Annotated in this window: 23 protein-coding genes; 11 read left to right on the top strand and 12 right to left on the bottom strand. The window is 67.3% G+C overall.

Annotation, left to right across the window (positions count from 1 at the left end; all coding sequences use genetic code 11):
* Nucleotides 1-127: 127 nt before the first annotated feature.
* On the top strand, nt 128-541 hold the full coding sequence (locus tag E2481_RS07305) for an EamA family transporter (protein ID WP_169302394.1): 414 nt from the start codon (nt 128-130) through the stop codon (nt 539-541).
* Nucleotides 542-626: 85 nt separating this feature from the next.
* Here E2481_RS07305 and mutL read toward each other — a convergent pair whose 3' ends face one another.
* Both mutL and E2481_RS07295 read right to left on the bottom strand, forming a co-directional pair.
* Entirely contained in the window at nt 627-2813 is a 2187-nt protein-coding gene (gene mutL, locus E2481_RS07300; RefSeq protein WP_136716486.1) for a DNA mismatch repair endonuclease MutL, read from the bottom strand.
* A gap of 162 nt (nt 2814-2975) precedes the next feature.
* Nucleotides 2976-4184 (bottom strand): MFS transporter, encoded by a 1209-nt coding sequence (locus tag E2481_RS07295; RefSeq protein WP_250137753.1) that lies wholly within the window; start codon nt 4182-4184, stop codon nt 2976-2978.
* Between the two features lie 100 nt (nt 4185-4284).
* Here E2481_RS07295 and E2481_RS07290 point away from each other — a divergent pair, with 100 nt between their 5' ends.
* On the top strand, nt 4285-5088 hold the full coding sequence (locus E2481_RS07290) for an SDR family NAD(P)-dependent oxidoreductase (RefSeq protein WP_136716484.1): 804 nt from the start codon (nt 4285-4287) through the stop codon (nt 5086-5088).
* On the opposite strand, the gene E2481_RS07285 is transcribed toward E2481_RS07290, so the two are convergent.
* Nucleotides 5085-5549, bottom strand: a complete 465-nt coding sequence (locus E2481_RS07285; protein ID WP_136716483.1) for an SRPBCC family protein — start codon at nt 5547-5549, stop codon at nt 5085-5087. The two genes, E2481_RS07290 and E2481_RS07285, sit on opposite strands and share 4 nt — an antisense overlap.
* Nucleotides 5550-5765: 216 nt before the next feature.
* Between E2481_RS07285 and E2481_RS07280 the strand changes: the two genes are divergently transcribed.
* Complete coding sequence (locus E2481_RS07280; protein ID WP_136716482.1) at nt 5766-7139, top strand: FAD-dependent oxidoreductase; 1374 nt, start codon at nt 5766-5768, stop codon at nt 7137-7139.
* Nucleotides 7140-7165: 26 nt separating this feature from the next.
* Here the strand turns inward: E2481_RS07280 and mutS (E2481_RS07275) are convergent, their stop codons facing one another.
* Complete coding sequence (mutS, locus tag E2481_RS07275; RefSeq protein WP_136716481.1) at nt 7166-9847, bottom strand: DNA mismatch repair protein MutS; 2682 nt, start codon at nt 9845-9847, stop codon at nt 7166-7168.
* 136 nt (nt 9848-9983) lie between these two features.
* On the opposite strand from mutS (E2481_RS07275), the gene E2481_RS07270 reads away from it, so the two are divergent.
* Both E2481_RS07270 and E2481_RS07265 read left to right on the top strand, forming a co-directional pair.
* Nucleotides 9984-11480, top strand: coding sequence for a CocE/NonD family hydrolase (locus E2481_RS07270; RefSeq protein ID WP_136716480.1), 1497 nt, complete (start codon nt 9984-9986; stop codon nt 11478-11480).
* 67 nt (nt 11481-11547) lie between these two features.
* Nucleotides 11548-12798: an MgtC/SapB family protein gene (locus tag E2481_RS07265; RefSeq protein ID WP_136716479.1), complete on the top strand. Its 1251-nt coding sequence runs from the start codon at nt 11548-11550 to the stop codon at nt 12796-12798.
* 4 nt (nt 12799-12802) lie between these two features.
* Here the strand turns inward: E2481_RS07265 and thiD are convergent, their stop codons facing one another.
* Nucleotides 12803-14164, bottom strand: coding sequence for a bifunctional hydroxymethylpyrimidine kinase/phosphomethylpyrimidine kinase (thiD, locus tag E2481_RS07260; RefSeq protein WP_136716478.1), 1362 nt, complete (start codon nt 14162-14164; stop codon nt 12803-12805).
* A gap of 203 nt (nt 14165-14367) precedes the next feature.
* Here thiD and E2481_RS18645 point away from each other — a divergent pair, with 203 nt between their 5' ends.
* The gene (locus E2481_RS18645; RefSeq protein WP_169302393.1) at nt 14368-14520 is read left to right on the top strand and encodes a DUF7331 family protein; all 153 of its coding nucleotides are present in this window, start codon (nt 14368-14370) and stop codon (nt 14518-14520) included.
* 54 nt (nt 14521-14574) lie between these two features.
* On the opposite strand, the gene E2481_RS07255 is transcribed toward E2481_RS18645, so the two are convergent.
* A complete protein-coding gene (locus E2481_RS07255) occupies nt 14575-15606 on the bottom strand; it encodes an AIR synthase family protein (RefSeq protein WP_136716477.1) in 1032 nt (343 codons plus the stop codon).
* A gap of 130 nt (nt 15607-15736) precedes the next feature.
* Here E2481_RS07255 and E2481_RS07250 point away from each other — a divergent pair, with 130 nt between their 5' ends.
* Nucleotides 15737-15958: a hypothetical protein gene (locus E2481_RS07250; RefSeq protein WP_136716476.1), complete on the top strand. Its 222-nt coding sequence runs from the start codon at nt 15737-15739 to the stop codon at nt 15956-15958.
* 7 nt (nt 15959-15965) lie between these two features.
* Here E2481_RS07250 and E2481_RS07245 read toward each other — a convergent pair whose 3' ends face one another.
* A complete protein-coding gene (locus E2481_RS07245; protein ID WP_136716475.1) occupies nt 15966-17114 on the bottom strand; it encodes an MBL fold metallo-hydrolase in 1149 nt (382 codons plus the stop codon).
* A 116-nt stretch (nt 17115-17230) separates the two neighbouring features.
* Nucleotides 17231-17875 (bottom strand): DsbA family oxidoreductase, encoded by a 645-nt coding sequence (locus tag E2481_RS07240; protein WP_136716474.1) that lies wholly within the window; start codon nt 17873-17875, stop codon nt 17231-17233.
* Nucleotides 17876-18004: 129 nt separating this feature from the next.
* On the opposite strand from E2481_RS07240, the gene mutS (E2481_RS07235) reads away from it, so the two are divergent.
* The gene (mutS, locus tag E2481_RS07235; RefSeq protein ID WP_136716473.1) at nt 18005-20692 is read left to right on the top strand and encodes a DNA mismatch repair protein MutS; all 2688 of its coding nucleotides are present in this window, start codon (nt 18005-18007) and stop codon (nt 20690-20692) included.
* Between the two features lie 441 nt (nt 20693-21133).
* Nucleotides 21134-21328 carry a DUF7511 domain-containing protein gene (locus E2481_RS07230; protein WP_136716472.1) on the top strand — a complete coding sequence of 65 codons (195 nt, stop codon included), beginning with the start codon at nt 21134-21136 and terminating at the stop codon, nt 21326-21328.
* 8 nt (nt 21329-21336) lie between these two features.
* Here E2481_RS07230 and nucS read toward each other — a convergent pair whose 3' ends face one another.
* From nucS to E2481_RS07210, 4 genes are all read right to left on the bottom strand, one after another.
* Nucleotides 21337-22092: an endonuclease NucS gene (gene nucS, locus E2481_RS07225; RefSeq protein ID WP_136716471.1), complete on the bottom strand. Its 756-nt coding sequence runs from the start codon at nt 22090-22092 to the stop codon at nt 21337-21339.
* 63 nt (nt 22093-22155) lie between these two features.
* Nucleotides 22156-22716, bottom strand: a complete 561-nt coding sequence (locus E2481_RS07220; RefSeq protein WP_136716470.1) for a DUF6735 family protein — start codon at nt 22714-22716, stop codon at nt 22156-22158.
* Nucleotides 22717-22791: 75 nt separating this feature from the next.
* Nucleotides 22792-23973 (bottom strand): tRNA sulfurtransferase, encoded by a 1182-nt coding sequence (locus E2481_RS07215; RefSeq protein WP_136716469.1) that lies wholly within the window; start codon nt 23971-23973, stop codon nt 22792-22794.
* Nucleotides 23974-24052: 79 nt separating this feature from the next.
* The gene (locus tag E2481_RS07210) at nt 24053-24514 is read right to left on the bottom strand and encodes a histidine kinase (protein WP_136716468.1); all 462 of its coding nucleotides are present in this window, start codon (nt 24512-24514) and stop codon (nt 24053-24055) included.
* 266 nt (nt 24515-24780) lie between these two features.
* On the opposite strand from E2481_RS07210, the gene E2481_RS07205 reads away from it, so the two are divergent.
* On the top strand, nt 24781-25524 hold the full coding sequence (locus tag E2481_RS07205) for a bacteriorhodopsin (RefSeq protein WP_136716467.1): 744 nt from the start codon (nt 24781-24783) through the stop codon (nt 25522-25524).
* A gap of 130 nt (nt 25525-25654) precedes the next feature.
* Nucleotides 25655-26476 (top strand): lycopene cyclase domain-containing protein, encoded by an 822-nt coding sequence (locus E2481_RS07200; RefSeq protein WP_306293922.1) that lies wholly within the window; start codon nt 25655-25657, stop codon nt 26474-26476.
* Nucleotides 26477-26479 lie beyond the last annotated feature (3 nt).

Below are 26479 nucleotides of genomic sequence, written 5' to 3'. Positions count from 1 at the left end.
CTGCCGTCTAGTTCGGCTGACACCCGGGGAACACGGGTTTTTTATACGACTACTCGGATACGCTATGTGGATTTATGACACACGGACGAGGTCGACCTGTCGTGACGGATTCGGAGGGAGAGTGCCTGTGAACTACGTGGTGTGGGCTCTGGTGGCGATGGTCTGTTACTCGTTCGCGTTCCTGTTTATGAAAATAGCGATGCGTGGCCTGCCCACGTTCACCGTGATGCCGATCGCGGTTCTCACACTGGCTGTCGGTGCGACGACCGTCGCGGCACTGTTCGGCGAGTGGTCGGTCCCGTCGGTGACGAGTCGGTCCGTGGGGTTCGCAGTTGCGGCCGGCGTCTGTCTCGCTGGTGCCGTCGTCGGCTACTTTCGCGCGCTCTCGACTGGCCCTGTCAGCGTCGTCGTGCCGATCTTCGGGATGTTTCTCGTCGGCGGTGCGCTCCTCGGTGTCGTCGTTCTCGGTGAGGGAATAACGGTGAAGAAGGCCCTCGGTATCGGGTTCGGCGCGGTCGCTATCGTTCTTATTGCCACGTGACAACTCGTCTCCGCTCGTGGTCTGTGAAACTGTGGTACACACGTAGGCAAAATCGCACCGACTGGTTCTGTCGCCGAGCACCCCCTCACCCGCCGTGGCCGGGATAGTCCCGCTCGAACCGGTCTTCGATCTCCTCGCTGTCGAGTTCGATGAGCACCGGTCGCCCGTGGGGACAGGCCCAGGGGTTCTCGCAGTCGTCCAGCGCCTCCAGCAAGGCCAGCACCGATCCCTCGGTCAGTGACGTGTTGCCCGTGATCGAGGGGTAACACGCCAGGTCCGAGACGAGTTCGTCCGCGACGGCGTCGACCGTCTCTGCGGCCGCCGCCTCGCCCGTCACGAAGGCCGACAGCACCTCCCGGACGAGTTCCGGGCCGGCGGCCTCGGCGACCAGTTCCGGCATCGTCCGAACCTCGACGGTGCGGTCGTCGACCCGTTCGGCCCGGAAGCCAAGGCGAGCGAGCGCGTCCTCGTACTCGGCGAACAGTTCGGCTTCCCGGGCGGTCAGCGAGAGTTCGACCGGGTCCGCCAGCGCCTGGGTCGCCGTCTCGCCGGCGAAGCGCTCGCGCAACCGCTCGTAGTTGACCCGCTCGTCGGCCGCGTGCTGGTCGATCAGCACCACGCCGTCGGGCGTCTCGGCGACGATGTACGTCTCGTGGGCCTGTCCGAGCACGCGCATCGACGGCAACCGGTCGAACGCCGCGCGCTCGCCGGCCGCCTCGACCGGGTCGCCCGAGCCGAGGCGGGTCTGTTCGGTCCCCGGCCGGAAGCGTCCGCTGTGATCGTGCGGTCCCGCGTCCGGCGAACCCGTCGCCGTCTCGGCCTGCTGGTCGGTCGTTCGCTGGCCGGTCGTCGGTTCTTCGGTTTTCTCGGGACCGGTGGCCGTGCCGTCGGCCGCCGAGCGACTCTCGCCCTCGGTACTGCCCCCGGTTTCCCGTCGAGCGTCCGCGGCCCCGGTCTCGTCACCGACCGAACCGTCCCCCGCAGCACCGCCTGACTCCCGGATATCGTTCGGCCCGATGGGGTCACCCCGTCTCGTCGGCGGGTCCGGTGGTGAGGGGTCGTCGCCGTCGTCCGTGACTACGTCGGCCTCTGCTGTCTCTCCCTGGGGCGTCTCCGCTTCGGATGTCTCTGCCGGCTGATCGCCGTCGGCGGTCTCTCCCTCGCGCTCCGGGACGATCTCGGCCTGGTCCGGCGCGGATCGACCCCGCGGCGCCGACGAGCGAACGATTCCCTCCCGAAGCAGGGCGTTCTCGACGGCCGTCTCCACCTGCTCGCGGACGCCCTCGCTGTCGGCGAAGCGGACCTCCATCTTCCGGGGATGGACGTTCACGTCGACGGTGTCGCCGGGCAGGTCCAGAAAGAGGACGGCGAAGGGGTAGCGGTCGGGAGCCAACTGGTTGCCGTAGGCGTCGACGATTGCGTCCCTGACGGTTCCCGATCGGACGTACCGGCCGTTGACGTACGTCGTCACGTAGTCGTTGCTCGCCCGGGTCGTTTCGGGGTGGCTGACCAGCCCGGACACGCCGTCGAGCGGGCCCTCCGGCAGGGCGGCATCGTCTTCGCCGGCCTCGTTTGGTCCGTCGGGATCGACTTCGACCATTCCTTTGGCGACTTCCCGACCGTAGACGGACATCACGGTGCTCTGGAGGTCGTTTCGTCCCGTGGTGGCGAACGTCTCCCGGCCGTCGTGGGTGAGCGACACCCGCACCTCGGGGTTGGCCAGCGCGTAGCTGGTCACCACGTCGTTGACGTGGGCGAACTCCGTCCCGTCCTGTTTGAGGTACTTCCGCCGCGCCGGGACGTTGTAGAAGAGGTCCTCGATCTCGATGGTCGTCCCCTCCGGACAACCCGCGGGCCGGACCTCGGTCACGTCGCCGCCCTCGACGCGGAGTTCGGTGCCCTCGTCGCCGCCCCGGGGGCGCGTCTTGATGGTCAGCCGCGACACCGCGCCGATGGCGTGGAGCGCCTCTCCGCGAAAGCCCAGCGTGGCGACGCCCGATTCCAGATCCTCGATGTCGCGAATCTTCGAGGTGGTGTGTTTCTCGACGGCGCGGCGGACCTCGGATTCGGACATGCCGAGTCCGTCGTCGGTCACGCGGATGCCGTCCTTGCCGCCGGCCTCGACGGCGACTTCGACGCGGCTGGCGTCGGCGTCGAGGCTGTTCTCGACGAGTTCCTTCACCACGGAGGCCGGGCGCTCGACCACCTCGCCGGCCGCGATGCGCTCGACCGTCTTCGGGTCGAGTTCCCGTATCTCCCCGTCCTCGTGCATGCCGACGACGAGGGGACTCGGCCACTTGATACTGCCGGACAGAAGCACGTAAACACCGGATCGACGCTCGGGCTGAAATATCGCAGATTACTGCCCGCTCGACAGACATCGATTGTGAAAATTTCTGTCCGACAGTATGAGTATACTGCTGGAGCCCCGCGGTCAGGCCGCCCGCATCGCGACGCCGGCGGCCATCGCGACGAGGCCACCGCCTGCAAGCACGGCCAGCCCCGGGACGTACGAGCCGGTCGCGTCGTGGAGCGTCCCGATCACGACCGGGCCGAGGAACCCCCCGACCTCGCCGACGGCGAAGACGAGGCCGACGGCCGCCCCCGTCAGTCGCTCCCCGATGCCGTCGAGGCTCGGCGGGATCGCTCGCACCAGCGGCGAGAGGCCCCCGACGCCCAGGCCCGCGGCGACGATGCCGGCCGCCGCCAGCGGCGTCGCTCCGCCGGTGATGATCCCGACGACGCCGAGCCCGGCGACCAGTCCGCTACCGGCGATGGCGCTCCGGCGGGCGTCGAACCGGTCGGCGAGGCCGGGCACCACGAGAATGCCGACGACGTTGGCCCCGACGAGCAGCGTGGTGGTCTGGCCCGCCCGCGCGGCCGAGAGGCCCCGGGACTCCAGCACGGTCGGGAGCCACCCCTGGAGGCCGTGGATGATCAGCAGGTAGGTCACGCCGACGAGCACCACCAGTCGGAGTTCGCGGTGGCCGAGCACGGCCCGGATGTCCCGTCCGAGCGAGCCCGGCGTGAACGCCGACTCGTCCCCGGTCGCCCCGCCGGGCAATCCCGACAGCCGGATGATGGCCAGCCAGACCGCGGCGTAGCCAAGAGTAACGACGCCGCTCCAGAGAAAGAGCGGTCGCCAGCCCCCAAGCGCGGGGCCGATGATCGGCCGACCGAGGCCGAAGGCCGCCGCCGTCCCCGCCGAGGAGCCGACGAGGTACAGGGACGACGGTAGCCCGGTCCGGTCGGGCGGGAAGAGCACGGAGACGAGTTTGGGCAGGCCGAAGGTGATGGCGGTCGCGCCGACGCCGATCAGGAGCGTGGTCGCCAGCAACCCCGGGAACCCCCGGGCGACGCTCCGCGCGATCTGAGCGAGGCCGAACACTATCAGGCCCGCGGCCAGACTCCTGGCTGGTCCGATGCGGTCGACGGCCAGCCCCGAAAACAGCGCCAGGGGGATGTACGTCAGCGGGACCGCGCCGGCCAGCAGCCCCGCTTCGGTTCCGGAGAGTCCCACCTCGGCGATGATCGTCGAGAGATACGCGGGTAGCGAGAACCAGACGAACAGCAGACAGGTGTAACTCAGCGCGCCGGCGACGACCAGCCCGTACGACCGCCAGGTCACCGTTCGGTCGCTCACTCGACGAGCGTCGAACCCGCGAGCCAAAAAGCCGCTGATGAGCCCCGAACTCCTGTACCCACCGGTAGAATCATGACCCTCGCGTCCGCCCTTCGTGTCGATGCACACACCTGACTTCGGCGTGGCGGGCGAGACCGCCATCGTCACCGGTGCGAGCCAGGGAATCGGCAAATCGATCGCGGAGACACTCGCGGCGGGCGGCGCGAACGTCGCCATCTGTTCGCGGGAGATGGACCGCGTCGGCCCGGTCGCCGAGGCGATCAACGACAGCGACGAGGCCGAGGGCGAGGCCCTCGCCGTCGAATGCAACGTCCGCGACCGGGAGGCCGTCGAGGAGTTCGTCGAGGAAACGGTCGAGGAGTTCGGCGGCCTCGACATCCTCGTCAACAACGCCGGCGGGGAGTTCGTCGCGCCCTTCGAGGACATCTCGGCCAACGGGTTCGAGGCCATCCTCGAACTCAACGTCATGGGAACGGTCCACGGCATGCAGGCTGCCGGCGAGGTCATGCGGGAGAACGGCGGCGGGCGGATCGTCAACATGGCCAGCGTCAACGGCCAGCACCCCGCGCCGGGGGAGAGCCACTACGGCACGGCCAAGGCGGGGATCATCCGACTGACCGAGACCGTCGCGACCGAGTGGGCCGACGACGGCATCCGGGTCAACTGCGTCGCGCCCGGCCTCGTCCAGACCCCCGGCGTCGCCGAGACGCTGGGCATCGACAGCGAGGACATGCCCCCGCGCGAGCAGGTCGACCGCCGCATCGGTCACGGCGAGGACATCGCCGACCTGGTCCAGTTCCTCGTGTCTCCCGCCGCGGCGTTCATGACCGGCGAGACCGTGACCGCCAAGGGCGTCCCCCGCCCCGGTAACTCGATGGAACACGACCTCGGGCTGCAGAACTAGCCGTCGAGTTCCGACTCCAGGTAGTCGAACTGGCCGGTCAGTTCCTTCGTGCGCTGGCGTTTGATGACCGTCGCGTCCAGGATCGCGCCCACGCCGGCGACGTCCAGTGCGAACTCAGTGGTCACCGTGAGCTCGCTTCCCTCGTCGGTTTCCTCCAGGTAGTAGCCGGTCCACATCTCCTCGAAGATCCCCTCGTGTTGCTCGTAGGCCAGGACCGTCTCCGGGTCGTCGACGAGGTCGAGATCGAGTTCGATGCTCGCCATGGCGAAGCCCTTGCCGATGGTCATGCGGTCACCCTCGTCGCCGGACTCCGTCCGGCTTCCCGAGGCGTCGGTCGACGCCTCGCTGACCTCGACCGTGCTGAACCCGGCCGCGCGCATGAACGGTTCGAGGTCGTCGATCAGTTCCCGGACCGCGTCGGGCGGCGCGGACAGCGTCCGCGAGAGCGTTATCGATTCCATGTCGGCTTCTGGCACCGCGAGCCGTTTATATTCTCCCTCGAAGATGTCCGCCGTGCCATCCGTCGAGGGCGCGGACCGTGTCGATACTGCCGAATTCCCCACGCGCTGTCTACTATCATCGATGCCGTGCTCAACGATCGTCGAACTCCACCGTGACGAAAAAGCATGAATTAAACGAGAGAAGTCCTGAGGGTGAGACGTACTCACTACCACACCATGTCTGGAACATACGACCTCGTCATCGTCGGGGGTGGCATCAGCGGTGCGTCGCTCCTGTACACGACCGCGAAGTTCACCGACATCGACTCGATCGCGCTCGTCGAGAAGGAGTCGGAGATCGCGGCGATCAACTCCGATCACACGAACAACTCACAGACCCTGCACTTCGGGGACATCGAGACCAACTACACCCTCGAAAAGGCCGAGAAAGTGAAGGAAGGGGCCGAAATGCTCGCGGGCTACCTCGAGAACGCCGACCCCGACCGGGAGATGCACTCCAAACGCAGCAAGATGGTGCTCGCGGTCGGCGACGAGGAAGTCGAGCAACTCGAAGCACGATACCACGAGGAAGGATTCGGGGACCTCTACCCGAAACTCCGGGCCATCGAACGCGAGGAGATCGCTGAACTGGAGCCGAAGGTCGTCGAGGGCCGCGACCCCTCGAAGGACCTGCTGGCGCTCCAGACGCCCGACGGGTACGTCGTCGACTACGGCGAGACCTCCAAATCGTTCGTCGAGCAGGCCACCGAGGAACCGAACGTGGACGTCTACACCGGGACCGAAGTCGAGGACATCACCGAGACCGCCAACGGCTACACCCTCGATACGACGGCCGGGAAGTTCGACTGCGACACGACCGTCGTCGCGGCCGGCTCCCACAGCCTCCAGATCGCCAAGAACATGGGCTACGGGCAGGACAAGGTCCTGCTCCCGATCGCGGGCAGCTTCTTCCTCGCCGACGACTTCCTGAACGGCAAGGTGTACACGCTCCAGATGAAGAAGCTCCCCTTCGCGGCCGTCCACGGCGACGCCGACGTCCACGACGACTCGATCACGCGCTTCGGCCCGACCGCCAAACTCGTCCCGACGCTCGAACGCGGGCGCATCTCGACGGTCCGTGACTTCCTCGACGTGTTCGGACTGAACGCCGCGGCGATGCTCAGCTACGCGAACATCCTCTCGGACCGCATCCTTCTGCCGTACGTCCTCCGGAACCTCGTCTACGACCTCCCATCTGTCGGCCGGAAGGCGTTCCTGCCGCACGTCCAGAAGGTCGTCCCGAGCGCGGAACTCGAAGACATCGAGCGCGCGAAGGGCTACGGCGGCGTTCGACCGCAGATCGTCGACACGTCGGCCAAATCCCTCGACATGGGCGAGGCCAAGATCGTCGGCGACGACATCATCTTCAACATCACGCCGTCGCCGGGCGCGTCGACCAGCCTGAAAAACGCCATGCGGGACACGCACACCCTCGTCGACTTCCTCGACGACGACTACGAGTTCGACGAGGCGGCGTTCCGCGAGGAGACCATCGGCCACTTCCCCCGCGAGGACGACACCGAAGCGGAACCGCAGCCCATCTCGCAATAACCGCTCTTCCTCCGTTCCCCGTTCCGTTACTCGTCCAAGCGCTCCTGCCACTCCTGGACTGTCGCCATCAACTCGACCGGCGGCGTCTCGTTCACGTCGAGACTTTCCAGTGCATCCAGGACGGCTTCCGTCTCGGGGTCCAGCTCCGGCTCGCCCGCCTCGGCGTGCTTTGCCTGTCGTTCCTGCCGAGCGGCGCCGCCGTCCGCGCTGGCCGCCTGCTGGAAACTCCCGCTGTCGAGATCGAAGACGGCCTGGACGGGTTCGCTGCTGCCGCCCCCTTTCGCTTCGATGGCCTTCTCCTCGCGGAGTCGCTCCAGGACCGTCCGCGAGCGGTCGACGACGGGGTCGGGGACCCCCGCTAGGTCGGCGACGTGAATCCCGTAGGACCTGTCCGTGGGGCCGTCACGCACCGTCCGCAGGAAGGTCACGTCGCCGTCTGTCTCGTCCGCCGCCACGTGGACGTTGGCCACTCGATCGAGGTGGTCGCCCAGCGCGGTCAACTCGTGGTAGTGGGTCGCAAAGAGCGTCCGCGCGTCGATGTTGTTGTGAATGTACTCCGTGGCCGCCCACGCGATGGAGATGCCGTCGTACGTCGCGGTCCCCCGGCCCACCTCGTCCAGAATCACGAGCGACTCGTCGCTCGCCGAGTGGAGGATGTTCGAGAGTTCCTGCATCTCGACCATGAACGTCGAGCGTCCCTGCGCCAACTCGTCGAGTGCGCCGACGCGCGTGTAGATGCCGTCGACCAGGCCGACCCGTGCCGACGACGCCGGGACGAAACTGCCCACCTGGGCAAGTAACGTAATGAGCGCCGCCTGGCGCATGTACGTCGACTTCCCGCTCATGTTCGGGCCGGTGACGATCAGGAAGCGCCGCTCCTCGTCCATCCGGAGGTCGTTGGGGACGAACTCCGTGGTCTGCTCGACGACCGGGTGGCGACCCTGGCGAACGTCGAGCTCGCGCGAGTCGGCCAGCTCCGGCCGGGTCCAGTCGTTGCGGACGGCGTGGGTCGCTAAACTCGCCAGTGCGTCAAGTTCGGCCAGCGCCCGCCCCACGTCCTGGAGTAGTTCCGCACGCTCGGCCACGCGCTCGCGGAGGGCCTCGAACAGTTCGTACTCCAGGTCGCCGCGCTGCTCTTCGAGACGCAGTATCTCCCGTTCTTTCTCCTCTAGCTCGGGGATCGTGTACCGCTCGGAGTTCTTGAGCGTCTTGATGGGCTCGTAGTCCTCCGGCACCGCGTCGGTCTCGCTCTTGCCGACCTGGATGTAGTAGCCGTCCGTCTTGTTGCGGTCGACCTGGAGGTGCGTGATCCCGTACTTCCCCTTCTCGCGGTCGTCCAGCGTCGCGATCCACTCCTTTGCGTCCTCGTGTCGCTCGATGATCTCGTCCAATTCCTCGTCGTACCCCATTCGGAACAGGCCACCCTGGGTGACCGTCGAGGGCGGCTCCTCGACCAGCGCCTCGTCGAGTTCCGCGGCGAGTTCGGCCGCGACTTCCTGATCCGGTCGCTCGATCACCGACGCGAGCGGGGAGTCGGCCAGTCGCGGCGTTTCGGCGACGAGGTCGGCAGCCTGGGGGAGCAAGGAGAGGGTCCCTGCGACCCGGAGGAGGTCGCCCGCGTCGGCGCTGCCGGAGGCCGCCCGGCTGGCGAGGCGTTCGAGGTCGTAGCCACCGTCGAGTGTCTCGCGGAGTTCCTCGCGGGCCATCGCCGCCTCGGCGAGGGCGGCGACCGCCGACTGGCGACGCTGTAGCTCCGTCCGCGACCGGCGGGGTCGCTGGAGCCACTCCTTGAGGAGGCGACCGCCCGCACTCGTGACCGTGTGGTCGATGGTCGAAAACAGCGACCCCTCGGTGCCGCCCTGCATCGTCTCGGTCAGTTCGAGGTTGCGCTGGGTGGTCGCGTCCAGGTCCACGTGGTCGCCCGACCCGTACCCCTGGAGGCGGGTCACGGCCGCCAGCGCGCCCTGACCGGTCTCCTCGACGTAGGAGAGCACTGCACCGGCCGCCCGGATCGCACCCTCGTCGTCGGCGATGCCCACGGAATCGACCGTTTCGTCGCCGAACTGCTCGCGGACGGTGTGACGCGCCCGCCCCGGCGCGAAGTCGTTGGCCGCGTGCAGCGTCAGCGTCGCGTCCGTCCGCTCGCGAATCCGGTCGAGCAGGGCGTCGTCGGTCCGCACGTCCGGGCCCGGGAGTATCTCTACGGGGTCGAACTTGTACAGTTCCGTCACGAGTTCGGCCGTTGCGTCGGTCCCCGCCAGACTCGACACGAGGAACTGCCCCGTCGTCACGTCGGCGAAGGCGACGCCGTAGGACTCGTCGTCTCCCGACCCCTCGCGGACCACGGCCGCGAGGTACTGGGCGTCGTCGCCCCCCGTTTCGACGAACGTTCCGGGCGTGACGATGCGCTCGATCTCGCGTGCGTGGCCGTCGTCGGTCTCGTACTGGTCGGCAACGGCGACGCGATATCCGCGTTCGACCAGCGCCTTCAGGTACGGCGTCAGGTCGTCGATCGGGACGCCCGCCATCGGGTACGACGAGCCGTGACTCGACTTCTTCGAGACCGTGAGATCCAGCTCCTCGGCGACCGTCTCGGCGTCCGAATCGAAGAACTCGTAGAAGTCCCCACATTGCATCGCCAGCAGGTCCGCGTCCGTCTCCGCCTTGAGCGAGAGGAACTCGCCGACGATGCCCGTCGCCTCTGTCATACTCCCCGGTGTGTGCGACACCGGGTAAAACGCTACGGGTCCGCCCCGGCGGCGGTGGCATATTTATATTTCCGTGGATATGGGGCAGTTAAAATACCCGTTCTGGTAGGGAATTCGCATCCGTTGGGGGAGTATCATGACACACGATTCCAACGGACGAGGCGGGGGTATCGACAGACGTGAACTACTGCGGTCGGCGGGGGTAGCCGTCGCGGGCCTGTCGCTCGGCGTCGGGACGGCCTCGGGTTCCCGGTCGGGTTTCGGCGTCTCGACGACCGACCACACGATCAGTTCCTGGGACGGCACCGAACTGGAAGCGACGCTGTACGTGCCCAACGACAGCGGTCCGCATCCGGCCGTCCTGATGACCCACGGCTGGGGCGCGTTCAGGCAGTCGCCACTCACGGCACCGAAAGCGCTCAACTACGCGAAAAACGGCTACACCGTGCTGACCTACGACTCGCGGGGCTTCGGCAGTTCCGACGGTACCGTCGGTCTCGACGGACCGAAAGAGACCAGGGACGCAGTCGCGCTGGTCGACTGGCTGGCCGGCCGCGACGAAGTAGCCCTCGAAGGCACCGGGAACCCGAAGGTCGGGATGGACGGCGTCTCCTACGCCGGTGGTATCCAGTTCCAGGCTGCGGCGGCCGACGACCGGATCGACGCCATCGTCCCCCGCATCACGTGGAACGACCTCACGTACTCGCTGGCACCCAACGGCGTCATCAAGAGCGGCTGGCTGACGATCCTGCTGGGTCTGGGAACGATCGGGACCGTCGACGGCGACTCCGAGTCACAGGTCACCGATGACCTCTACGAGTGGTACGAGGACGCGACGTGGAACAACGAGATTCCGGACGACGCCGTCCAGGCGTTCAGGGATCGGTCGGTCGCTTACAAGAACGATTTCGACACCCCAGCCTTCCTCGTCCAGGGCTGGGACGACACGCTGTTCAAGCCCAACGAGGCCCTGCGGACCTACCGGCAGTTGCAGGACGCCGGGGTCGACACCCGGCTGGCCTTCTACGAGGGCGGCCACGCCGTCGAGGAGATCGCGGTGCCGCTCGACGCCCGCGAGCGCATGAACGACCTCGGCGTGCGCTGGATGGATCGTCACGTGCGCGGCGCGGACGCGGACGTGCCACAGACCTCGACGTACCTCAAACAGCGCGAGGAGTGGCGCACCGCCTCGTCGTGGCCGCCGGACGGCGTCTCGATGCGTCCCTACGATCTCGCGTCGGCAAGCGAGGACGGCGACGCCACGATCGAGCAGTGGAGCTGGTGGCACGACACCGACGTCACCTACACCTGGACCGTCGAGGAGGACAGCGAGATCGTCGGGACGCCCGAACTCGACCTCTCCGTCGACGTCCACGGCCCGGAGGCGCGCCTGTTTTTCAACCTCCAGCACGACGGCGAGAACATCAACGACGTGGGTGAGGCCTATCGTATCGGCGATTCCGGGACCAACCGCGTCCGCGTGTCCTATCCGACGCTCCAGCGATTCGTCTCGGCCGGTGACGAACTCGGGCTCCGGGTCAGCGTCTCCAATCCCTTCTATCTGAACTCGCGGGACTCCGACGGTGTGACCGTCAATCCGAGCGAGTCGCAGATCCGCCTGCCACAGCGCTAACCCGCTGTGACCTCGTCGGTCGACCCCGAACATTGACCACTCCGGGCTTCGAGTGGTCGGTCGAGAGATGTTCGAGTTGGGTTCGGGGTCGACGCTGCCGCTGATGGTCAGCCTGCTCGCCGCGCTCGGTGTTGGGGGTCTGATCGGGTTGGAACGCGAGCAGAGCGAGTCCGCGGGCATCTTCGCCGGGAGCCGGACGTTCCCGTTGGTCGCGCTGTACGGCGCGCTCGTCCAGGCGTTTTTTCCCGACCTGCTCGCCGTCGCGGTCGCGGTGCTGGTCGTCCCGCTGACCGCGGCCTACGTGGCGAAAGCCGTCACCGCGAGTGATATCGGACTGACGACGGTGATGGCGGCACTCGTGACGGTCCTCCTGGGCGCGCTGACGACCCACTCCGAGCAGGGGCTCCTGGTCGCCGTCGTCGTGGGTGGCGTGGTGACGGTCCTGCTCTCGGCGAAAGACGCCATCCACTCGGTGGCCGATCGGGTCGAGGAGCGCGAGCGGCGCGCGGCGTCGAAGTTCGTCCTGGTGACGCTCGTCGTCCTGCCGGTGCTCCCGGACCGGGACCTGGCCGCCATCGGCGGTCTCAACCCCCGGTTCATCTGGCTGATGGTCGTGTTCGTCTCCGGGCTGGGCTTCGGGGCCTACCTCCTGACGCTCGCCGTGGGCACCGAGCGCGGGATCCTCCTGACGGGGGTCCTCGGCGGGTTCGTCTCCTCGACGGCGACCACGGTGTCGATGGCCGAACGCACTGCCGAGAACCCGGGCCTCTACGGCGTCGCCGGCGTCGCTGCAGTTATCGCCGCGACCGTCATGTTCCCCCGGGCGCTCGTCGAGATCGCCGTCGTCAACCCCGCCCTGCTCCCCGCCGCCGCGGTCCCGATGCTCGTGATGACCGCGGTCGCCGCGGTGGCCGCCGTCGTCGTCTACTGGCGCGCCGAGAACCGCGGGGGAGTCGAGGCCGAGATGTCCAACCCCTTCCGCCTCCGACCGGCGCTGTTTTTCGGCGCGCTGTTCGCCGGTGTCCTCCTGATTTCGGAGTACGCCAACGACTTTTTCGGCGCTCAGGGCATCTACGCGACGGCCTTCCTCTCCGGACTGGCCGACGTCGACGCCATGACGCTCACCCTCAGCAAACTCGCGGCCGAGGGCGCCGTCTCGTCGGAGGTGGCGACGACCGGCATCGTCATCGCCGCGGTCGCCAACACCCTCGTGAAGGCGGGCCTGACCTGGGTCCTCGGCACCCGGCGCCTCGCAAAGCGCGTCACCGCCGTCCTTGGCGTCGCGGCGCTCTCCGGCCTGGTCGTCGTCGCGCTCTGACCGCTCAGCGTTCGAGTTCTTCCAGGACGGTCCACACCCGCTCGACGAGGGCCCCAGCGTCGGTCGCGAGCAGCTTCACGATGGCTTCCTTCCCGACTTCGCCCCGGTCGATGACGGCGACGGGCCGTCCTTCGGCCGTCTCGAACGCCTGCCGTGCGCCCCACTGCATCGTCGATCCTTCCTCGGCTTTCACCGCGTCGGGTTCGGCGCTCCGGTCGTACTCGGCGACCGGGCCGTCGAGTGCACCCAGGGCCGCTTCGACCCCGTCGTCGAACCGGCAGTTGACCGCAAAGCGCAGGTCGCCGTCGAACTCCCGCGTCGCGAGCAGGAACCGCGCGACGTGACTCGACGCGCCGAACCTGACGCCCCGGTTCGGCGCGACGCCCGACAGCGTCTTCGCGATTCTGCCCTCGACGGCAACAGTCTCGCCCGGGGTCTCCGCGTAGGGCGTCGCGCCGACGACGTTCATCCCGACCTCCGGGACCAGGCGGGTCACGTCCCAGTCGACGAACTGCTCGACGACGCCCGCGACGGCTTCTGCGGTCGCGTTCCTGGCCGCGTCGTTGCGCACCTCGACCAGGTGATGGACGCTGCCCGGTCCCTCGCCCACGTCGAGGGGGTAGCGGACGGCCCGGGACAGCAGGTCGACGCCTGCCCCGACGGCCTCCGGGAGGGCCTCGCCGGCCGCCAATCTGGCGGCGATGGCACTGGAGAGCGTACAGCCCGACCCGTGGGTCGCCTCGGTGTCGACGCGCGGGTGCCGGAACGTCTCGACGGTGTCGTCGGTGACGAGCACGTCGACCACCTCGTCGCCGGGGACGTGGCCGCCCTTGACGAGTGCCCCGTCGGCACCCGTCTCGACGAGCGCCTCGCCCGCCGCGCGGCAGTCGTCCTCGTCGTCCGGGTCGATGCCGGTCAGGACCGCCGCCTCGTCGGCGTTGGGCGTCACCAGCGTCGCCTCGGCGACGAGGTCCTCGTAGGCGTCTTCTGCCGCCGGGTCGAGCAATCGGTCGCCCGACGCCGCGACCATCACCGGGTCGACCACGAGCGCCGGGAGCCGGTCCGCGTACTCGCAGACGAGGTCGACGATCTCGCCCGTCGCGAGCATGCCGGTCTTGACCGCCCGCACGTCGAAGTCGTCGAGGACGGCCTCGATCTGTGCCCTGATTTCCGACGTGGGCAGGTGATGTGTGCTCTCGACGCCTCGGGTGTTCTGAGCCGTGACGCTCGTGATAGCGTTAGTACCGAACGCGCCGCAGGCCTCCATCGTCTTGACGTCGGCCTGGACGCCCGCACCGCCGCCGGAGTCGCTGCCGGCGATGGTCAGCGCGACCGGCGGTCGGTCGGGGACTGGTCGTCTGGTCATGTCCGAATCTGCGCGGCCCGCCGGTAAGTCGCTGGTGGTACCACTCGGTTTTACTGCAGTCGCCGCTCTACTGCCGGTCCTTAAACTCCCTAATATGGTACTGCCACTCAATACAACATTCAACACAATGCTTATGTTTGTGAATCTTTCTCATACAGGTAACAGCGTCACGGCCCCGGTAGCCGCGACGCACACGACAGATCATGGAAGAACAGAGAGTCGATGCAGCCCCCGAACAGCAGGGATCGTTCGCGAGTTTCGAGACCGCCGACGGTGATCTCGTCATCTACGACCGAGGCGATCCGACCTCGTGGTTCCAGTCCGACACGGTTTCCGAGATACAGGACTGGCGCTGATCGCACGATCCGACGACGAGTGACTGCTCGCCACGCCGCCCGACGCGTCGGGGATCACTCACCCGCGTCCGCCAGCTTTTCGCCGTACTCCTCCATCGCCGCCCAGAAGGGGTCGGTCCCCGGGTGCTCGGTCTTCTCGCCGTCGACGACCAGTCCCGAGCCCTCGCGGACTTCGCCGGCATCGGCCGCCGGAATCCCCTCGTCGGCGAGCGCCCCGAGCACGTCGTCGACGCCCGACGGGTCGACGGTCAACAGGAGCGTCCCCTCGCTGATGGCAATCCACGGGTCGATCCCGAAAAAGTCGCAGGCCTCGATCACGCCGGGCTGGACCGGGACCCGCTCTCGCTCGATGGCGATCCTGACGCCCGCGGCCCGGCCCATCTCGAAGAGCCCGCCGTAGATGCCACACTCCGTGGCGTCGTGCATCGCCGTCACCGGCCCCGCGGCGGCCGCGGTGAGCGCGTCCTTGACCGGACTCATGTCGAAAAAGCGGTCTTTGGCGTCCCCGATGGTTTCGGGATCGAGGTCGGTCTCCATGAGTGGTTCGTACTGGATCGAGAGCAGACCGGTCGCCTCGATGGCTGGTCCCTTGGTGACGACGACGCGGTCGCCGACCCGTGCGCCGTCCGGGCGGACCACCTCGTCGGGGTCGCCGACGGCGATGGGCGTCGCCCCGCCGACCATCGGGTAGTTACACCCGGCGTACCGGGCGGTGTGCCCCGTCACGACCGAGACGCCCAGGTTCCGGGCCTCCGCGTCGAAGGTCTGCCAGACGGTCTCGAAGGCCTCGTCGGTGATCTCGGGCGGGAGGTTGAAATCGACCGAGAGGTGCGTCGGCGGCAGGCCCGAGACGGCCACGTCGCTCATCAGAATGTGGAAGGCGAACCAGGCCGCCCGCTCGAAACCCAGCGATGGCATGATGAAGACGGGATCGGTCGCCATCACGACCGCGCTGTCCCCGACCTCGATCGCTCCGAAGTCGACGCCGTGCTGGGGGCCGAGGGTCACGTCGTCGCGGTCGGCTCCCAGATGGGGATAGATGTACTCGTCGAAGAAGTCCCGGTCGACCTTGCCCAGTTCGGCCATGAACGAGTGGTACCGTCGAGTGGCACTTAGCGGTGCCGCCTCCACCCGGATCTTTCTTTCATGGTGCTGGAGCAGGATTTATACCGGGTGGCGGCGAAGCAACGACTGTCTTGCTGACACGAGCGCATTCATGAGTTTCGACCTACTGAAGCGGGCGAACGGCTGGTTGATTCTGGCAGGGTTCGTCTCGACGGTGACGGTCGTACCGTGGCTAAAAACCAAGGAGCATGGGCTGGCTGGGCTGGGGGTGTCGCTGGCTTGTTTCGCCCTCGGCGCACTCGGGGCGAGAGCCAAACTCCGCGACGTCGAGCGGAAACTCCGCCGGGCCAGGGAGCCGAACTCGGCGACCTGATCGCTTCTCAGGCAGCGCAGTTGTTCGGCCCGAGTTCGAGTTCCGTCGCCTCGGTCTCGTCCGCGGGCGCTTCGCGTCCCGTGTTGATAGCGATCACCCGCTCGTAGTTCGGCGGCTTTTCCGGTGTCTGGTCCGTGAGTCGGGCGACGAACGTCTCCCTGTCGAGGCCGAGCAGGTCGAGATCGGACCGGAGGTCGCCGAGCCGTGCGGCGATGGGTTCGCCCGGTGACGCCACCTCGTAGCGACCGTCGGTCGTGACTGAGACGTGACCCGGGAGAATCCGCGTCTCCTCGGGGAGTTCGAGGATGGTATCGTGCAGCGACTCGTACAGCAGTTCCGCGCCCGTCGCCGCCTCGGCGTCGCCGAACTGGAGTTCCGTGCGTCCGACCGATTCGACGAACAGCGTGTCGGCCGACAGCAGCACCTCGTCGTCGACGAGATAGGTCACGATCTCCGAGGTGTGGCCGGGGGTGTGCAGGGCTGTCAGTTCCACGTCGCCGAGTTCGATGGTGTCCCCGTCGGCGACCGGTTCGTACTCGTAGGCCACGTCACGCTCGGCCGCTGCCTCGCCCAGGTGGTAGGGGACGTCGAGCGTGTCCGCGAGTTCCCGACCGCCGGAGATGTGGTCCGCGTGGACGTGCGTGTCGAGAACGTGTTCGATGGTTAGCCCCGCCTCGGCCGCGACGATCTCGAACTGGTCGGCGTGTCTGGTCGCGTCGACGACGGCCGCCTCGCCGGTCGCGGCCGAGCCGATTACGTACCCCAGACAGCCCTTCGCCCGGCGCTGTAACTGGACGACGACGAGGTTCTCGCTGTCGGTCTCGATGGGGACCACCTCGTACACGCCGCTCCAGTCTTCCATGCCACCCTTGACGACGGCGACGTCCTCGAAGCCGTGCCGTTCGAGTTCGAACCCGAACCCGGTCGAGGTCAGTCCTTTCCCGCAGATGGTGACGATCGACTGGCCGTTCGTCTTCCGCCGGATGTCGTCGGCCTCGTCGTCGGTTAGTTCCTCGCCCGGGCCGAAGGGCACGTTCTCGGCTCCCTGGATGTGCCAGGCCTCGTAGCTGTCTTCCGGCCGGGTGTCGAAGAGGGTGAACGAGTCGTCGGTGTCGAGTTTTTGTGCGAGTTGCTCGGCCGTGAGTTGGTCGATCATCCCGCCGGCAGTTCAACGTCGACCTGCTTCGTGGTTCGCTCCCGGTGGAGAAAGCCGCAAGCAGGTGGTCCGCACGACGCGTCCGAACTTGCCCCGGCCGGCCGATCACCGGGAACTCAGACGCCCTCGACCAGTCGCTGGAGCTGCTCGGGCGGAACGGCGCCCCTGGCCGCGTGCTCGCCGTAGACGAACGTCGGAACGCCGGTGATCCCCGTCTCCTGAGAGGCGGCGAACTGTTCGCGGAGTTGGCTCTCCCACTCCTCGCTCTCGACGGCGGCGCGGATCGACGCGCCGTCGACGTCGACCGACTCGGCGATCGATTCCAGCACGTCCGGATCGCCGATGTCCCGCCCCTCCTGCCACATCGCGTCGAAGACGGCGTCGTGGAACCGGGCGAAGGCGTCCCCGTCCAGTTCAGCCTGGACGAACAGCGCGGCCTGCTGTGCGTTCCACGAGTCGACGTCCATCGAGAGGTCGAGTTCCATCTCCACGTCGTACTGTGCTTTGAGCTGCTGAACGTTCTCCCTGGCCTGCTCGAAGTAGCTCTCGTCTTTCCCGTCGTCGACTTCGTGGTCGATAGAGCCGTCCGGGCGGCGCTTGTACCCGCGCAGGTCGAACTGTCGCCATTCTACGTCGAGGGGTTCCTCGCGGTTCGTGCGGTACTGGTCCAGTGACGCCTTCCCGAGATAACAGAACGGGCAGACGTAATCCGAGTAGACGACGAGTTGCTGGCTCGTTTCCGGTCGGTCGGGTGTGCTCATGGCCCTCACCAGGGGCTCCGAACGGAAAAGTCCGCCTCAGTCGTGCGCGCCGGGACCACGGTCCCGAGACGGGAGCCGCGACACCACCATTCGGAGGGCATATGCCGCCGGGCGTATTGCCCCTCGTCTATGGACGCGGCGCTTGGCGCACCCGAGAAGATGGCCGACCGGGCCGACGAGTTGACGCCGATGATGCGCCAGTATTTCGAGCTGTGTGACGCCTACGACGACTCGCTCGTCCTCTTCCAGGTGGGCGATTTCTACGAGGCCTTCTGCGACGCCGCCGAACGCGTCTCCCGGCTCTGTGAGATCACGCTCACCAAACGCGAGGACTCGACCGGCCAGTACCCGATGGCTGGCATCCCCATCGACAACGCCGAGAGCTACATCGAGACGCTGCTGGACGCCGGTTACCGGGTGGCCGTCGCCGACCAGGTACAGGAACCCGAGGAGGCCTCGGGCGTCGTCGACCGCGCGGTCACCCGGGTCGTCACGCCAGGGACGCTCACCGAAGACGAACTCCTGCGGACCGACGACAACAACTTCGTCGCCTGTCTTGCTAGCGAGGGACGAAGTCCCTCGACCAGTCGGCCGGAGTCCGACGACGGCGAGACGTACGGACTGGCACTGCTCGACGTGTCGACGGGCGATTTCTACGCGACCAGTACCGACCGCCAGTCGGCCGTCGCGGACGAACTCGGTCGGTTCGGTCCCGCCGAGGCGGTCGTCGGTCCGGACGCTCCCACGGAGCCGTTCGCCGACGACTGCATGGTCACGCCCCACGACCAGTCAGTCTTCGCCGTCGAACCGGCCCGCGAACTGGTCGAATCGTACTTCGGGTCGCCCGAGGGCCTGCTGGCGACCGACGCCGAAATCCGGGCCTGCGGGGCGCTGCTGGATTACGCCGAGTACACGCGGGGTGGCGAGAGCGAGGGCGAGGGTGAGCGCGGCCGGCTCGACTACCTCAACCACCTCACGCGGTACGATCCTCGCGAGTACATGCTGCTGGACGCCGTCGCACTGGAGAGCCTCGAACTGTTCGAGCGCCGCGCGGTCCACGGCCGGGCCGGCGCGACCCTCGTCGAGGTGCTCGACGAAACGGCCTGTGCGCTCGGCAGCCGCGAACTCAAAGACTGGCTGCGTCGCCCGCTGATCGAGCGCGACCGCATCGAGGCCCGCCACGACGCCGTCGGCGAACTCGCCGGCCACGTGCGCACGCGCGAACGACTCCACGACCGACTGCGGGACGTCTACGACATCGAGCGCCTCATCTCCCGGGTCTCGCGGGGTCGGGCCAACGCCCGGGACCTCCGATCGCTGAAGGCGACCCTCGACGTGGTTCCTGACATTGCCGAGGCGATGGCCGACTGCGACTGCGGGAAACTCCGGGCGCTCCGGGACGACCTCGACGACCTCGCCGAAGTTAGGGACCTGATCGGCCGAGCGATACGGGCGGAACCACCCATCGAGATCACCGAGGGTGGCGTCATCGCCGAGGGGTACAGCGCGGAACTCGACGAGCTACGGGAGACCGAACGCTCCGGGAAAGCCTGGATCGACTCGCTGGAAGCCCAGGAGCGCGAGCGGACGGGCATCGACTCGCTGAAGGTCGGCCAGAACTCCGTCCACGGCTACTACATCGAGGTGACCAACGCCAACCTCGATGCGGTGCCCGACGACTACACCCGCCGGCAGACCCTGAAAAACTCCGAACGGTTCTACACGCCCGAACTGAAGGCCCGGGAAGACGAGATCATCCAGGCCGAACAGCGGGCCGACGACCTCGAATACCGCCTGTTCAGGGAGGTCCGAGAGACCGTCGCCGCCGAGTCCGAGCGAGTCCAGGCGCTGGCCGAGACGCTGGCGGAACTGGACGTGCTCGTGTCGCTGGCGACCGTCGCCGCCAAGTACGACTACGCTCGCCCGGCGTTCACCGACGAGTCGAAGGTCACCCGCATCGACGGCGGTCGCCACCCCGTCGTCGAGCGCACCCAGGCGTCGTTCGTGCCCAACGACACTCACCTGGACGCCGACGACTTCTTCGCGGTCATCACCGGCCCGAACATGAGCGGGAAGTCGACGTACATGCGCCAGGTCGCGCTGATCCAGCTCATGGCCCAGGCCGGCAGCTTCGTCCCCGCCGCCGACGCCGAACTGTCGCTGGTCGATCGGGTGTTCACCCGCGTCGGGGCCAGCGACGACATCGCCGGCGGGAAGTCGACGTTCATGGTCGAGATGACCGAACTCGCCGACATCCTCGCGGACGCGACCGACCGCTCGCTCGTCTTGCTCGACGAGGTCGGCCGCGGCACGAGCACCACTGACGGCCTCGCCATCGCCCGCGCCGTCACCGAGTACGTCCACGACGAACTCGGTTCGCGCACCCTCTTTGCGACCCACCACCACGAACTCACCGACGCCGCCGACGCGCTGGCGGGCGTGTTCAACCTGCACTTCGCGGCGGATCAGCGAGAGACTGAGGTGAGCTTCGACCACGATGTCCGCCCCGGTCCGGCTGCGGCCTCTTACGGCGTCGAGGTCGCCAGCGAAGCCGGCGTGCCCGACGCCGTCGTCGAACGCTCTCGGGAACTGCTCGACGCCGGGGATTCGAGTGATACCTACGAAGGAATAAACGCGACGAACGGTCACCGGCCGGGGGCGAAAACGAACGAGGACGCGCCGGCGGGAGACGCGACGAACGGCGACGAACCCGACGCCGACCTCGCCGTAACGATCCGCGAGCAGAACCTCGCGACGACGACGCCGATGGAGGCGCTGACGCTCCTGCAGGAACTCCAGGCCGAGCTCGAAGAGTGAGCGAACCCGCCGCTCGCGTTCGCTTCCGGACGGTTTCGTGGCGCATGCCCCGTCGAGCCCTTCGAGTAACGACGTGATGTCCGTACCGCGGTGAGCGTGAAGTGTTCGGCACGGAGCGTACCGTATTCGGCCGCCCCACCGAAGTCAGTCTGTTGTCGTGCCGTCGCGTCGGGCGTGTCGATCCGGACCGGAATCTCGTCTTTCGATTGGTGCATTGTGACTCACGCTAGCGACGCGCTCGACGGATCTAACCAGTGTTCTCGGTGTGGGAGACAGTCCGGGCGATCGACCGGTCACCGATGACGGCGCCTGAAACCGGCGTAATGACGTGTTACGCGGACTGGATTCTCGGTATCGAGCGTATAACTAAGCCGATACCGTTCTCGGCTCCACTCGTTGGAGGTCGACGGGTCCTCCGGCACACGGGATTGGGAACGACACATGAGCGAACATCTTACGGCTGATCGGTCTGGCACAGGTGCGGACGAGTGCGAACTCGTCTCGGTCGTCGTCGAGTACGACGAGCGGCCGGATCAGTGTACTATCTATCCAGGGGACTCTGAGGGGATCACGCGGATGTCGAGCTGGATCTCCGCCGATATCGACTGCTTCGTCGACTGTCGCGCCATGCGGTGAGCCGTCTCTCATACGTCGGGCTCCAGCGCGACGAACTCGAGGCCCTTTTCGGCGAGTAGCTCTCGCGCCCGGTCGGTGACCGAGGGTGCAACGAGGATGCCACGGACCGCCGCGTCGGCGTGGAGGTCGCGACTCAGCGCGTCGACGTAGCGCGTCAACTGGCCGACAGCGTCCGGACCGACGCGCCGGCGTTTTAGCTCGACGACCACCCGCCGTCCGTCGGCGTCCTCGCCGAAGATGTCCACTGCACCAGCGCTGGTCTCACGCTCCGTCGCCAGCGGTGTGAACCCCGCTTCGAGCAGGGAGGGCTCGGCCAGGATCCGATCACGGAGGTCCTCTTCGGTACCCACGAGGGAAAGGTCGCGCTCGTCGGTGAGGTTGTACCCGGTCACCTGGAGTACCTCCTCGAAGGCGACGAGGAGTTCCTCTTCCGGGGTCGACCGCCGGCTGTACAGCTCGAACTGGCCGTCGGTGAGTCTGGCCGCCTGGGTACAGCCAGGGGGTTGCCAGTTGACCGGCTGGTGGCCCTCGTCGGTGTGGACGAGCGTCGTTCCGTCGGGTTTGCAGACGACCAGCCGATCGCCCGGGCCGAGGTGGCTGGACGCCCGCCCCTCGTACTCGACGGTACACCGGCCGAACACCGTCACGAGATCGTTTCGCTCGAAGGCATTGGCCACTCGGTCTCTCGCCTGGGCCGGCGTCGGACTGGCGACGTGGTCGACCGGTTGGCCGGCCTCTCCCTGGTGGCCGTCGTTCGCTGTCACTGGCCGGACGTAGCGCCCCCGGGCGGAATAAGCCCGTCGGGACCGGCCTGCCCGACCGCTGGCTCACCGGCCGAGGGCGGCCCGGGTCGTTGGCCCGAGATGGACTGGCCGGTCGTTCCCGCCCCACGACTCGACCGCCCTTGCCAGGGACGCACGGGCCGTCTCCGGGTCGATGTCCCCGCGGTCGACCATTGCCCCGACTGTCTCTTTCGCGCCGGCGAACCTGCTTCGGAGCCGTTCGCCGTCGAGCCTGACAGCCCCGGTGTCGACCGACACGATAGCGCCGTCACGTGGTCGGTCGCTGTCGACGCCCGGGAGGCCGAACCAGCAGACCAGCCACGATGTCACCTCGAAGGACTCGGAGACGGAAACGAACGCCTCGTACCCCTGGAAATCGAGGTGTTCGTCGAGGACGGCGTCGAACGAACAGTCGGTCGCGAGCGGCGCCGGATCGACGGCCGTTGTCTCGCCACGGTGTTCGCTCTCGGGCCGGCCGAAGGGCTGATCGGGCCTGATGGCGGTCGCGAGTCGCCAGTCGTGTGCCCCCCAGTGTGAGTAATGCAGGTCGTAGCGGTCGCGGTCGCGTTCGTAGGCGACGAGTGCTCTGTGTCCCACGTCGGTCACACGTGCACCTGCTCCGGTCTTCGGACAAAAACGTCGGGCACGGTCGACGGGTCGATCGGTGGCTGGTGGCCCGGTTCACGCGACGTCGACGAGTTCGGCGTCGGCGACGGCGTCGCGGGCGCGTTCGCGGAGGTCGTCGGGTTCGATCCTGCGGAGACGGTCGAGATGGGCGTTCGTCTCTGCCTGTGCGGGGGCAAAGCGGTTACAGCCGGCGGGAATCGTCGAGTCGTGGAAGGTCCCGATCTCCTTTGCGCGTTCGGTGATGACGTTCTTGTCCGTCGTCAGGAGCGGCCGGTAGACCGGCAGGTCCGTGACGGGGCTGGTGACGCTGATGTTCTGGGCCGTCTGGCTCGACTTCTGGCCGATGGACTCGCCGGTGACGATACCCCGGGCGTCCGCGTCCAGGGCGATCTCCTCGGCGACGAGCAGGCAGAACCGACGGAAGACGAGCATACGTCCCGTACCGAGGTCCGCGGCCAGTCGCGAGACGGTGTCGCCGCCCGGCACGACGCGGAGCGGCATCTCGAAGTTGGGGGCGTACTGCTGGAGGGTTCGGACCGTTTCGGCTGCGCGCGCCCGGTGGTCGGGGCCGCCGTACTCGCCGAGGTCGACGTACACTGGCAGGATCGGGCACCCCGTCCGCATGATCTCGTAGGCCGCGACCGGTGAGTCGATGCCGCCGCTCACCAGGGCGACGACCGCTCGCTGGCTCCCCAGGGGCATTCCGCCCGGGCCATCGACCGCCTCGAAAAAGAGGAACGCCTCGTCCTCGCGGATCTCGACGCTGAACGTGATGTCCGGGTCTTCCAGGTCGACCTCGGGCTCGAAGTCGTCTTCGACCGCTTCCCAGACGGCCTGGCCGCCGGCCTCCTCGATGTCGACGCTGGTGAACGGGTAGTCCGTTCCGGACCGCCGGGCGTCGACGGCGAAACTCCCCCCGTCGTAGCAGGCCCGAGCGGTTTCGGCCAGTGCGTCCAGGATTGGCCCCTTTTCGGACGGGAGCGAGCGTGCGGGACTGGTCGAGACGACGCCGAAGGCGTCGGCCGCTGTCGCTGCTGCGTCCTCGACTGCGTCTGTGGTCGTCCTGACCAGCGGTCGCGTCGAGTGGCGTTCGACATCGCCCGGGATCCCGCGGTCGATGAGCAAGGCGTCGATGTTCTCGACGAGCTGGCGCTCCATGTCCCGGCGGACCCGACTGCTCTTCGTGCTCATGTCTCCGTAGCGGACCACGACGGTCTCGGCCCCCGGCGGCTTCATGCACGGTACCAGACGAGTCGAGGGTAAAGCCCCTTTGTTGGCGAGTCGTCGGCGGAAGGGGTGCCGTGGTCCCGACTGATCAGCGCGTGATGGCGTACACGCCACCGAGGACGGCACCGTAGACGGCGTGCCACAGGAGGCTCGGCACCGCGAAGTTCGGGAACGGCGGCGCGCCGGCGAACCCGACGGTCGCGAGCCAGACCGGCATGACGAGCGCTGCGAGCGCCACCCAGACGAGAACGCCCCACAGGATACCCGCGCCGAGCACTCGACCTGGTGAGGGTCGGCCCACGAAGCCGGACTGAACGACGGCCGCGAACGCGACGCCCAGCACCGCGCCGTGTGCGAGGTGGATGGTGACGCCGGCGATACCCCCGGAGAACCCGTAGAGCGCGGGAATCGCCATCGTTAGCACCGGCGAACTCATCGCTGCCATCAGGACGGCCATGACGGCGGCTCCGAGCAGGCCACCGACGACACCTGCCTGCCAGGCCGCGAGCTGTACTCCCCGTTCGAAAACTGTGTCTGTCTGTGTGGACATGACGTTTGAACTGACCACGCCCCGAGACGTACCCGTAGTTGTGTATTGCGTTCATCGCACACGGTCGCGTAAACTTGATTCTGCCATGCCGACTCATCGGTCGAATTGGCCCCGCCTCTGTCGGTAATGTGTCCGTAAAGTGGACTGATGCTGGCACTAGTAATTCCGGAATAAGAACTGTGAAACCGACTAGACCACTCGATCGCGTTATTAATATTTTCGTCCAATGACAGTTATGTGGTTCCCATCCTATGTCTCGATGGACTATGGTCCAACCAGGAACGGAAAGCGTCTGGCTGTGGATCGGTACGGCACTAATGGCACTCGGGGCGCTGGCGTTTATCGGGATGGGGTGGCGCGAGGACGACCCGGAGCGGCAGGCCTTTTTCATCGTGACAATCTTCATCCCGGTCATCGCCGCGCTGTCGTATTTCTCGATGGCGATGGGGTTCGGGCTGGTAGAGCTCGCGGTCCCGTGGCAGGAGGCGGCGCTCGACATCTACTGGGCGCGATACGCCGACTGGCTGTTCACGACGCCGCTCCTACTGCTCGATCTGGCCCTGCTGGCGGGTGCGAATCGGAACACGATCGGGACGCTCATCGGGCTCGACGTGGGGATGATCGTCACGGGGTTCATCGCGACGATCATCACGACGAGTCAGGCCATGCGGATCACCTGGTGGGGGATCAGCTCCGCGTTCTTCCTCGTCTTGCTGTACGTGCTGGTGAGTCGCCTCTCCGCGCAGGCGGCGACACAGCCGGGGGACGTCGGGGACCTGTTCGGCACGCTCCGGAACCTGACGATCCTGCTGTGGACGGCCTATCCCATCGTCTGGCTCATCGGTACCGAGGGACTGGCGCTCGTCCCGCTGTACTGGGAGACGGCCGCGTTCATGGTGCTCGACGTGACTGCGAAGGTCGGCTTCGGCTTCCTGTTGTTGCGGAGCCGCGGCACGCTCGAAGCCTCCCGCGTCGAAACCCCGGAGGCTGCTACGACCACGACCGACTGACTCGCGTCGCTTCGCTGGCGGCTCCGGCCCCGTTTCCGGGCCGAGACCGTCCCAGTGAGTGACAGGTCGACACAAACGACATGACAGTCCCCCCCGAACGCCGTCGTATGTCGAGTGCAGGAACCGATCTGTGGCGAATAGGGTTCCGGCAGTCGGGAGCGTGGTGATCGCCGTGTTCGCCACCACACCGCTGGTGACGCTCACCTACGTACAGTTCCATCTGGTGTTCGTCCTCCCACCACTGGTTGCGCTGGCGCTGACGACGCCGTTTCCGACGCCCGGCCGACGGTACGCCGCCCCCGCCGGTCTCGGCCTGCTCGTCGCCATCGCCGTCGTCTACACGACCCCCTGGGACAACCACCTCATCGCGACCGGCGTCTGGTCCTACGGTGAAGGCACCGTCCTCGCGCGGATCTGGTACGCGCCGGTCGAGGAGTACCTCTTTTTCGTCCTCCAGCCGCTGCTGACCGGCCTCTGGCTGTGTCGGCTCCCGACCCGCGCCGAGCGGCCGTTCGGTATCGGCCTCGGACAGCGCGCCCTCGGACTGCTCGGCGGCGGCCTCGTCGCCGGCCTCGGCCTGTGGCTGTTCGCGGACTCGACCTACTACCTCGGAACCCTCCTCGTGTGGGCCGCCCCCGTTCTGGCCATCCAGTGGGGCTTTGGCTGGCCGGTGCTCTGGGATCTGCGTCGCACGCTCGCCGTCGGCGTGCTCGTCCCCAGCGCCTACCTCTGGATCGCCGATCGGATCGCCATCGAACTGGGTATCTGGACCTTCGACGAGGCGTTCATGACCGGTATCGAACTCCTCGGACTCCCGATCGAGGAACTGCTCTTTTTCTTCCTCACCAACCTCTTCCTCGTCCAGGGTCTGCTCCTGTTCTGGTGGGTGACCGACCGCTGGCCCCAGGTCCAGACCATGTACGCCGACCTCCGCGAGTCCGTCGGGGTGTGACCA

Origin of the sequence: Halorientalis salina, from assembly GCF_005049285.1 — an archaeon.
Lineage (GTDB): Archaea > Halobacteriota > Halobacteria > Halobacteriales > Haloarculaceae > Halorientalis > Halorientalis salina.
This window is presented reverse-complemented; position numbering and strand designations above follow the sequence as displayed.

Excerpts from the sequence above, each read along its gene's own strand:
- mutL (WP_136716486.1), bottom strand. The coding sequence starts at position 2,813 with ATGCACGAGGACGGGGAGATACGGGAACTCGACCCGAAGACGGTCGAG.
- E2481_RS07290 (WP_136716484.1), top strand. The coding sequence starts at position 4,285 with ATGCACACACCTGACTTCGGCGTGGCGGGCGAGACCGCCATCGTCACC.
- E2481_RS07285 (WP_136716483.1), bottom strand. The coding sequence starts at position 5,549 with ATGGAATCGATAACGCTCTCGCGGACGCTGTCCGCGCCGCCCGACGCG.
- E2481_RS07280 (WP_136716482.1), top strand. The coding sequence starts at position 5,766 with ATGTCTGGAACATACGACCTCGTCATCGTCGGGGGTGGCATCAGCGGT.
- mutS (WP_136716481.1), bottom strand. The coding sequence starts at position 9,847 with ATGACAGAGGCGACGGGCATCGTCGGCGAGTTCCTCTCGCTCAAGGCG.
- E2481_RS07270 (WP_136716480.1), top strand. The coding sequence starts at position 9,984 with ATGACACACGATTCCAACGGACGAGGCGGGGGTATCGACAGACGTGAA.
- E2481_RS07265 (WP_136716479.1), top strand. The coding sequence starts at position 11,548 with ATGTTCGAGTTGGGTTCGGGGTCGACGCTGCCGCTGATGGTCAGCCTG.
- thiD (WP_136716478.1), bottom strand. The coding sequence starts at position 14,164 with ATGACCAGACGACCAGTCCCCGACCGACCGCCGGTCGCGCTGACCATC.
- E2481_RS18645 (WP_169302393.1), top strand. The coding sequence starts at position 14,368 with ATGGAAGAACAGAGAGTCGATGCAGCCCCCGAACAGCAGGGATCGTTC.
- E2481_RS07255 (WP_136716477.1), bottom strand. The coding sequence starts at position 15,606 with ATGGCCGAACTGGGCAAGGTCGACCGGGACTTCTTCGACGAGTACATC.
- E2481_RS07250 (WP_136716476.1), top strand. The coding sequence starts at position 15,737 with ATGAGTTTCGACCTACTGAAGCGGGCGAACGGCTGGTTGATTCTGGCA.
- E2481_RS07245 (WP_136716475.1), bottom strand. The coding sequence starts at position 17,114 with ATGATCGACCAACTCACGGCCGAGCAACTCGCACAAAAACTCGACACC.
- E2481_RS07240 (WP_136716474.1), bottom strand. The coding sequence starts at position 17,875 with ATGAGCACACCCGACCGACCGGAAACGAGCCAGCAACTCGTCGTCTAC.
- mutS (WP_136716473.1), top strand. The coding sequence starts at position 18,005 with ATGGACGCGGCGCTTGGCGCACCCGAGAAGATGGCCGACCGGGCCGAC.
- E2481_RS07230 (WP_136716472.1), top strand. The coding sequence starts at position 21,134 with ATGAGCGAACATCTTACGGCTGATCGGTCTGGCACAGGTGCGGACGAG.
- E2481_RS07215 (WP_136716469.1), bottom strand. The coding sequence starts at position 23,973 with ATGAAGCCGCCGGGGGCCGAGACCGTCGTGGTCCGCTACGGAGACATG.
- E2481_RS07210 (WP_136716468.1), bottom strand. The coding sequence starts at position 24,514 with ATGTCCACACAGACAGACACAGTTTTCGAACGGGGAGTACAGCTCGCG.
- E2481_RS07205 (WP_136716467.1), top strand. The coding sequence starts at position 24,781 with ATGGTCCAACCAGGAACGGAAAGCGTCTGGCTGTGGATCGGTACGGCA.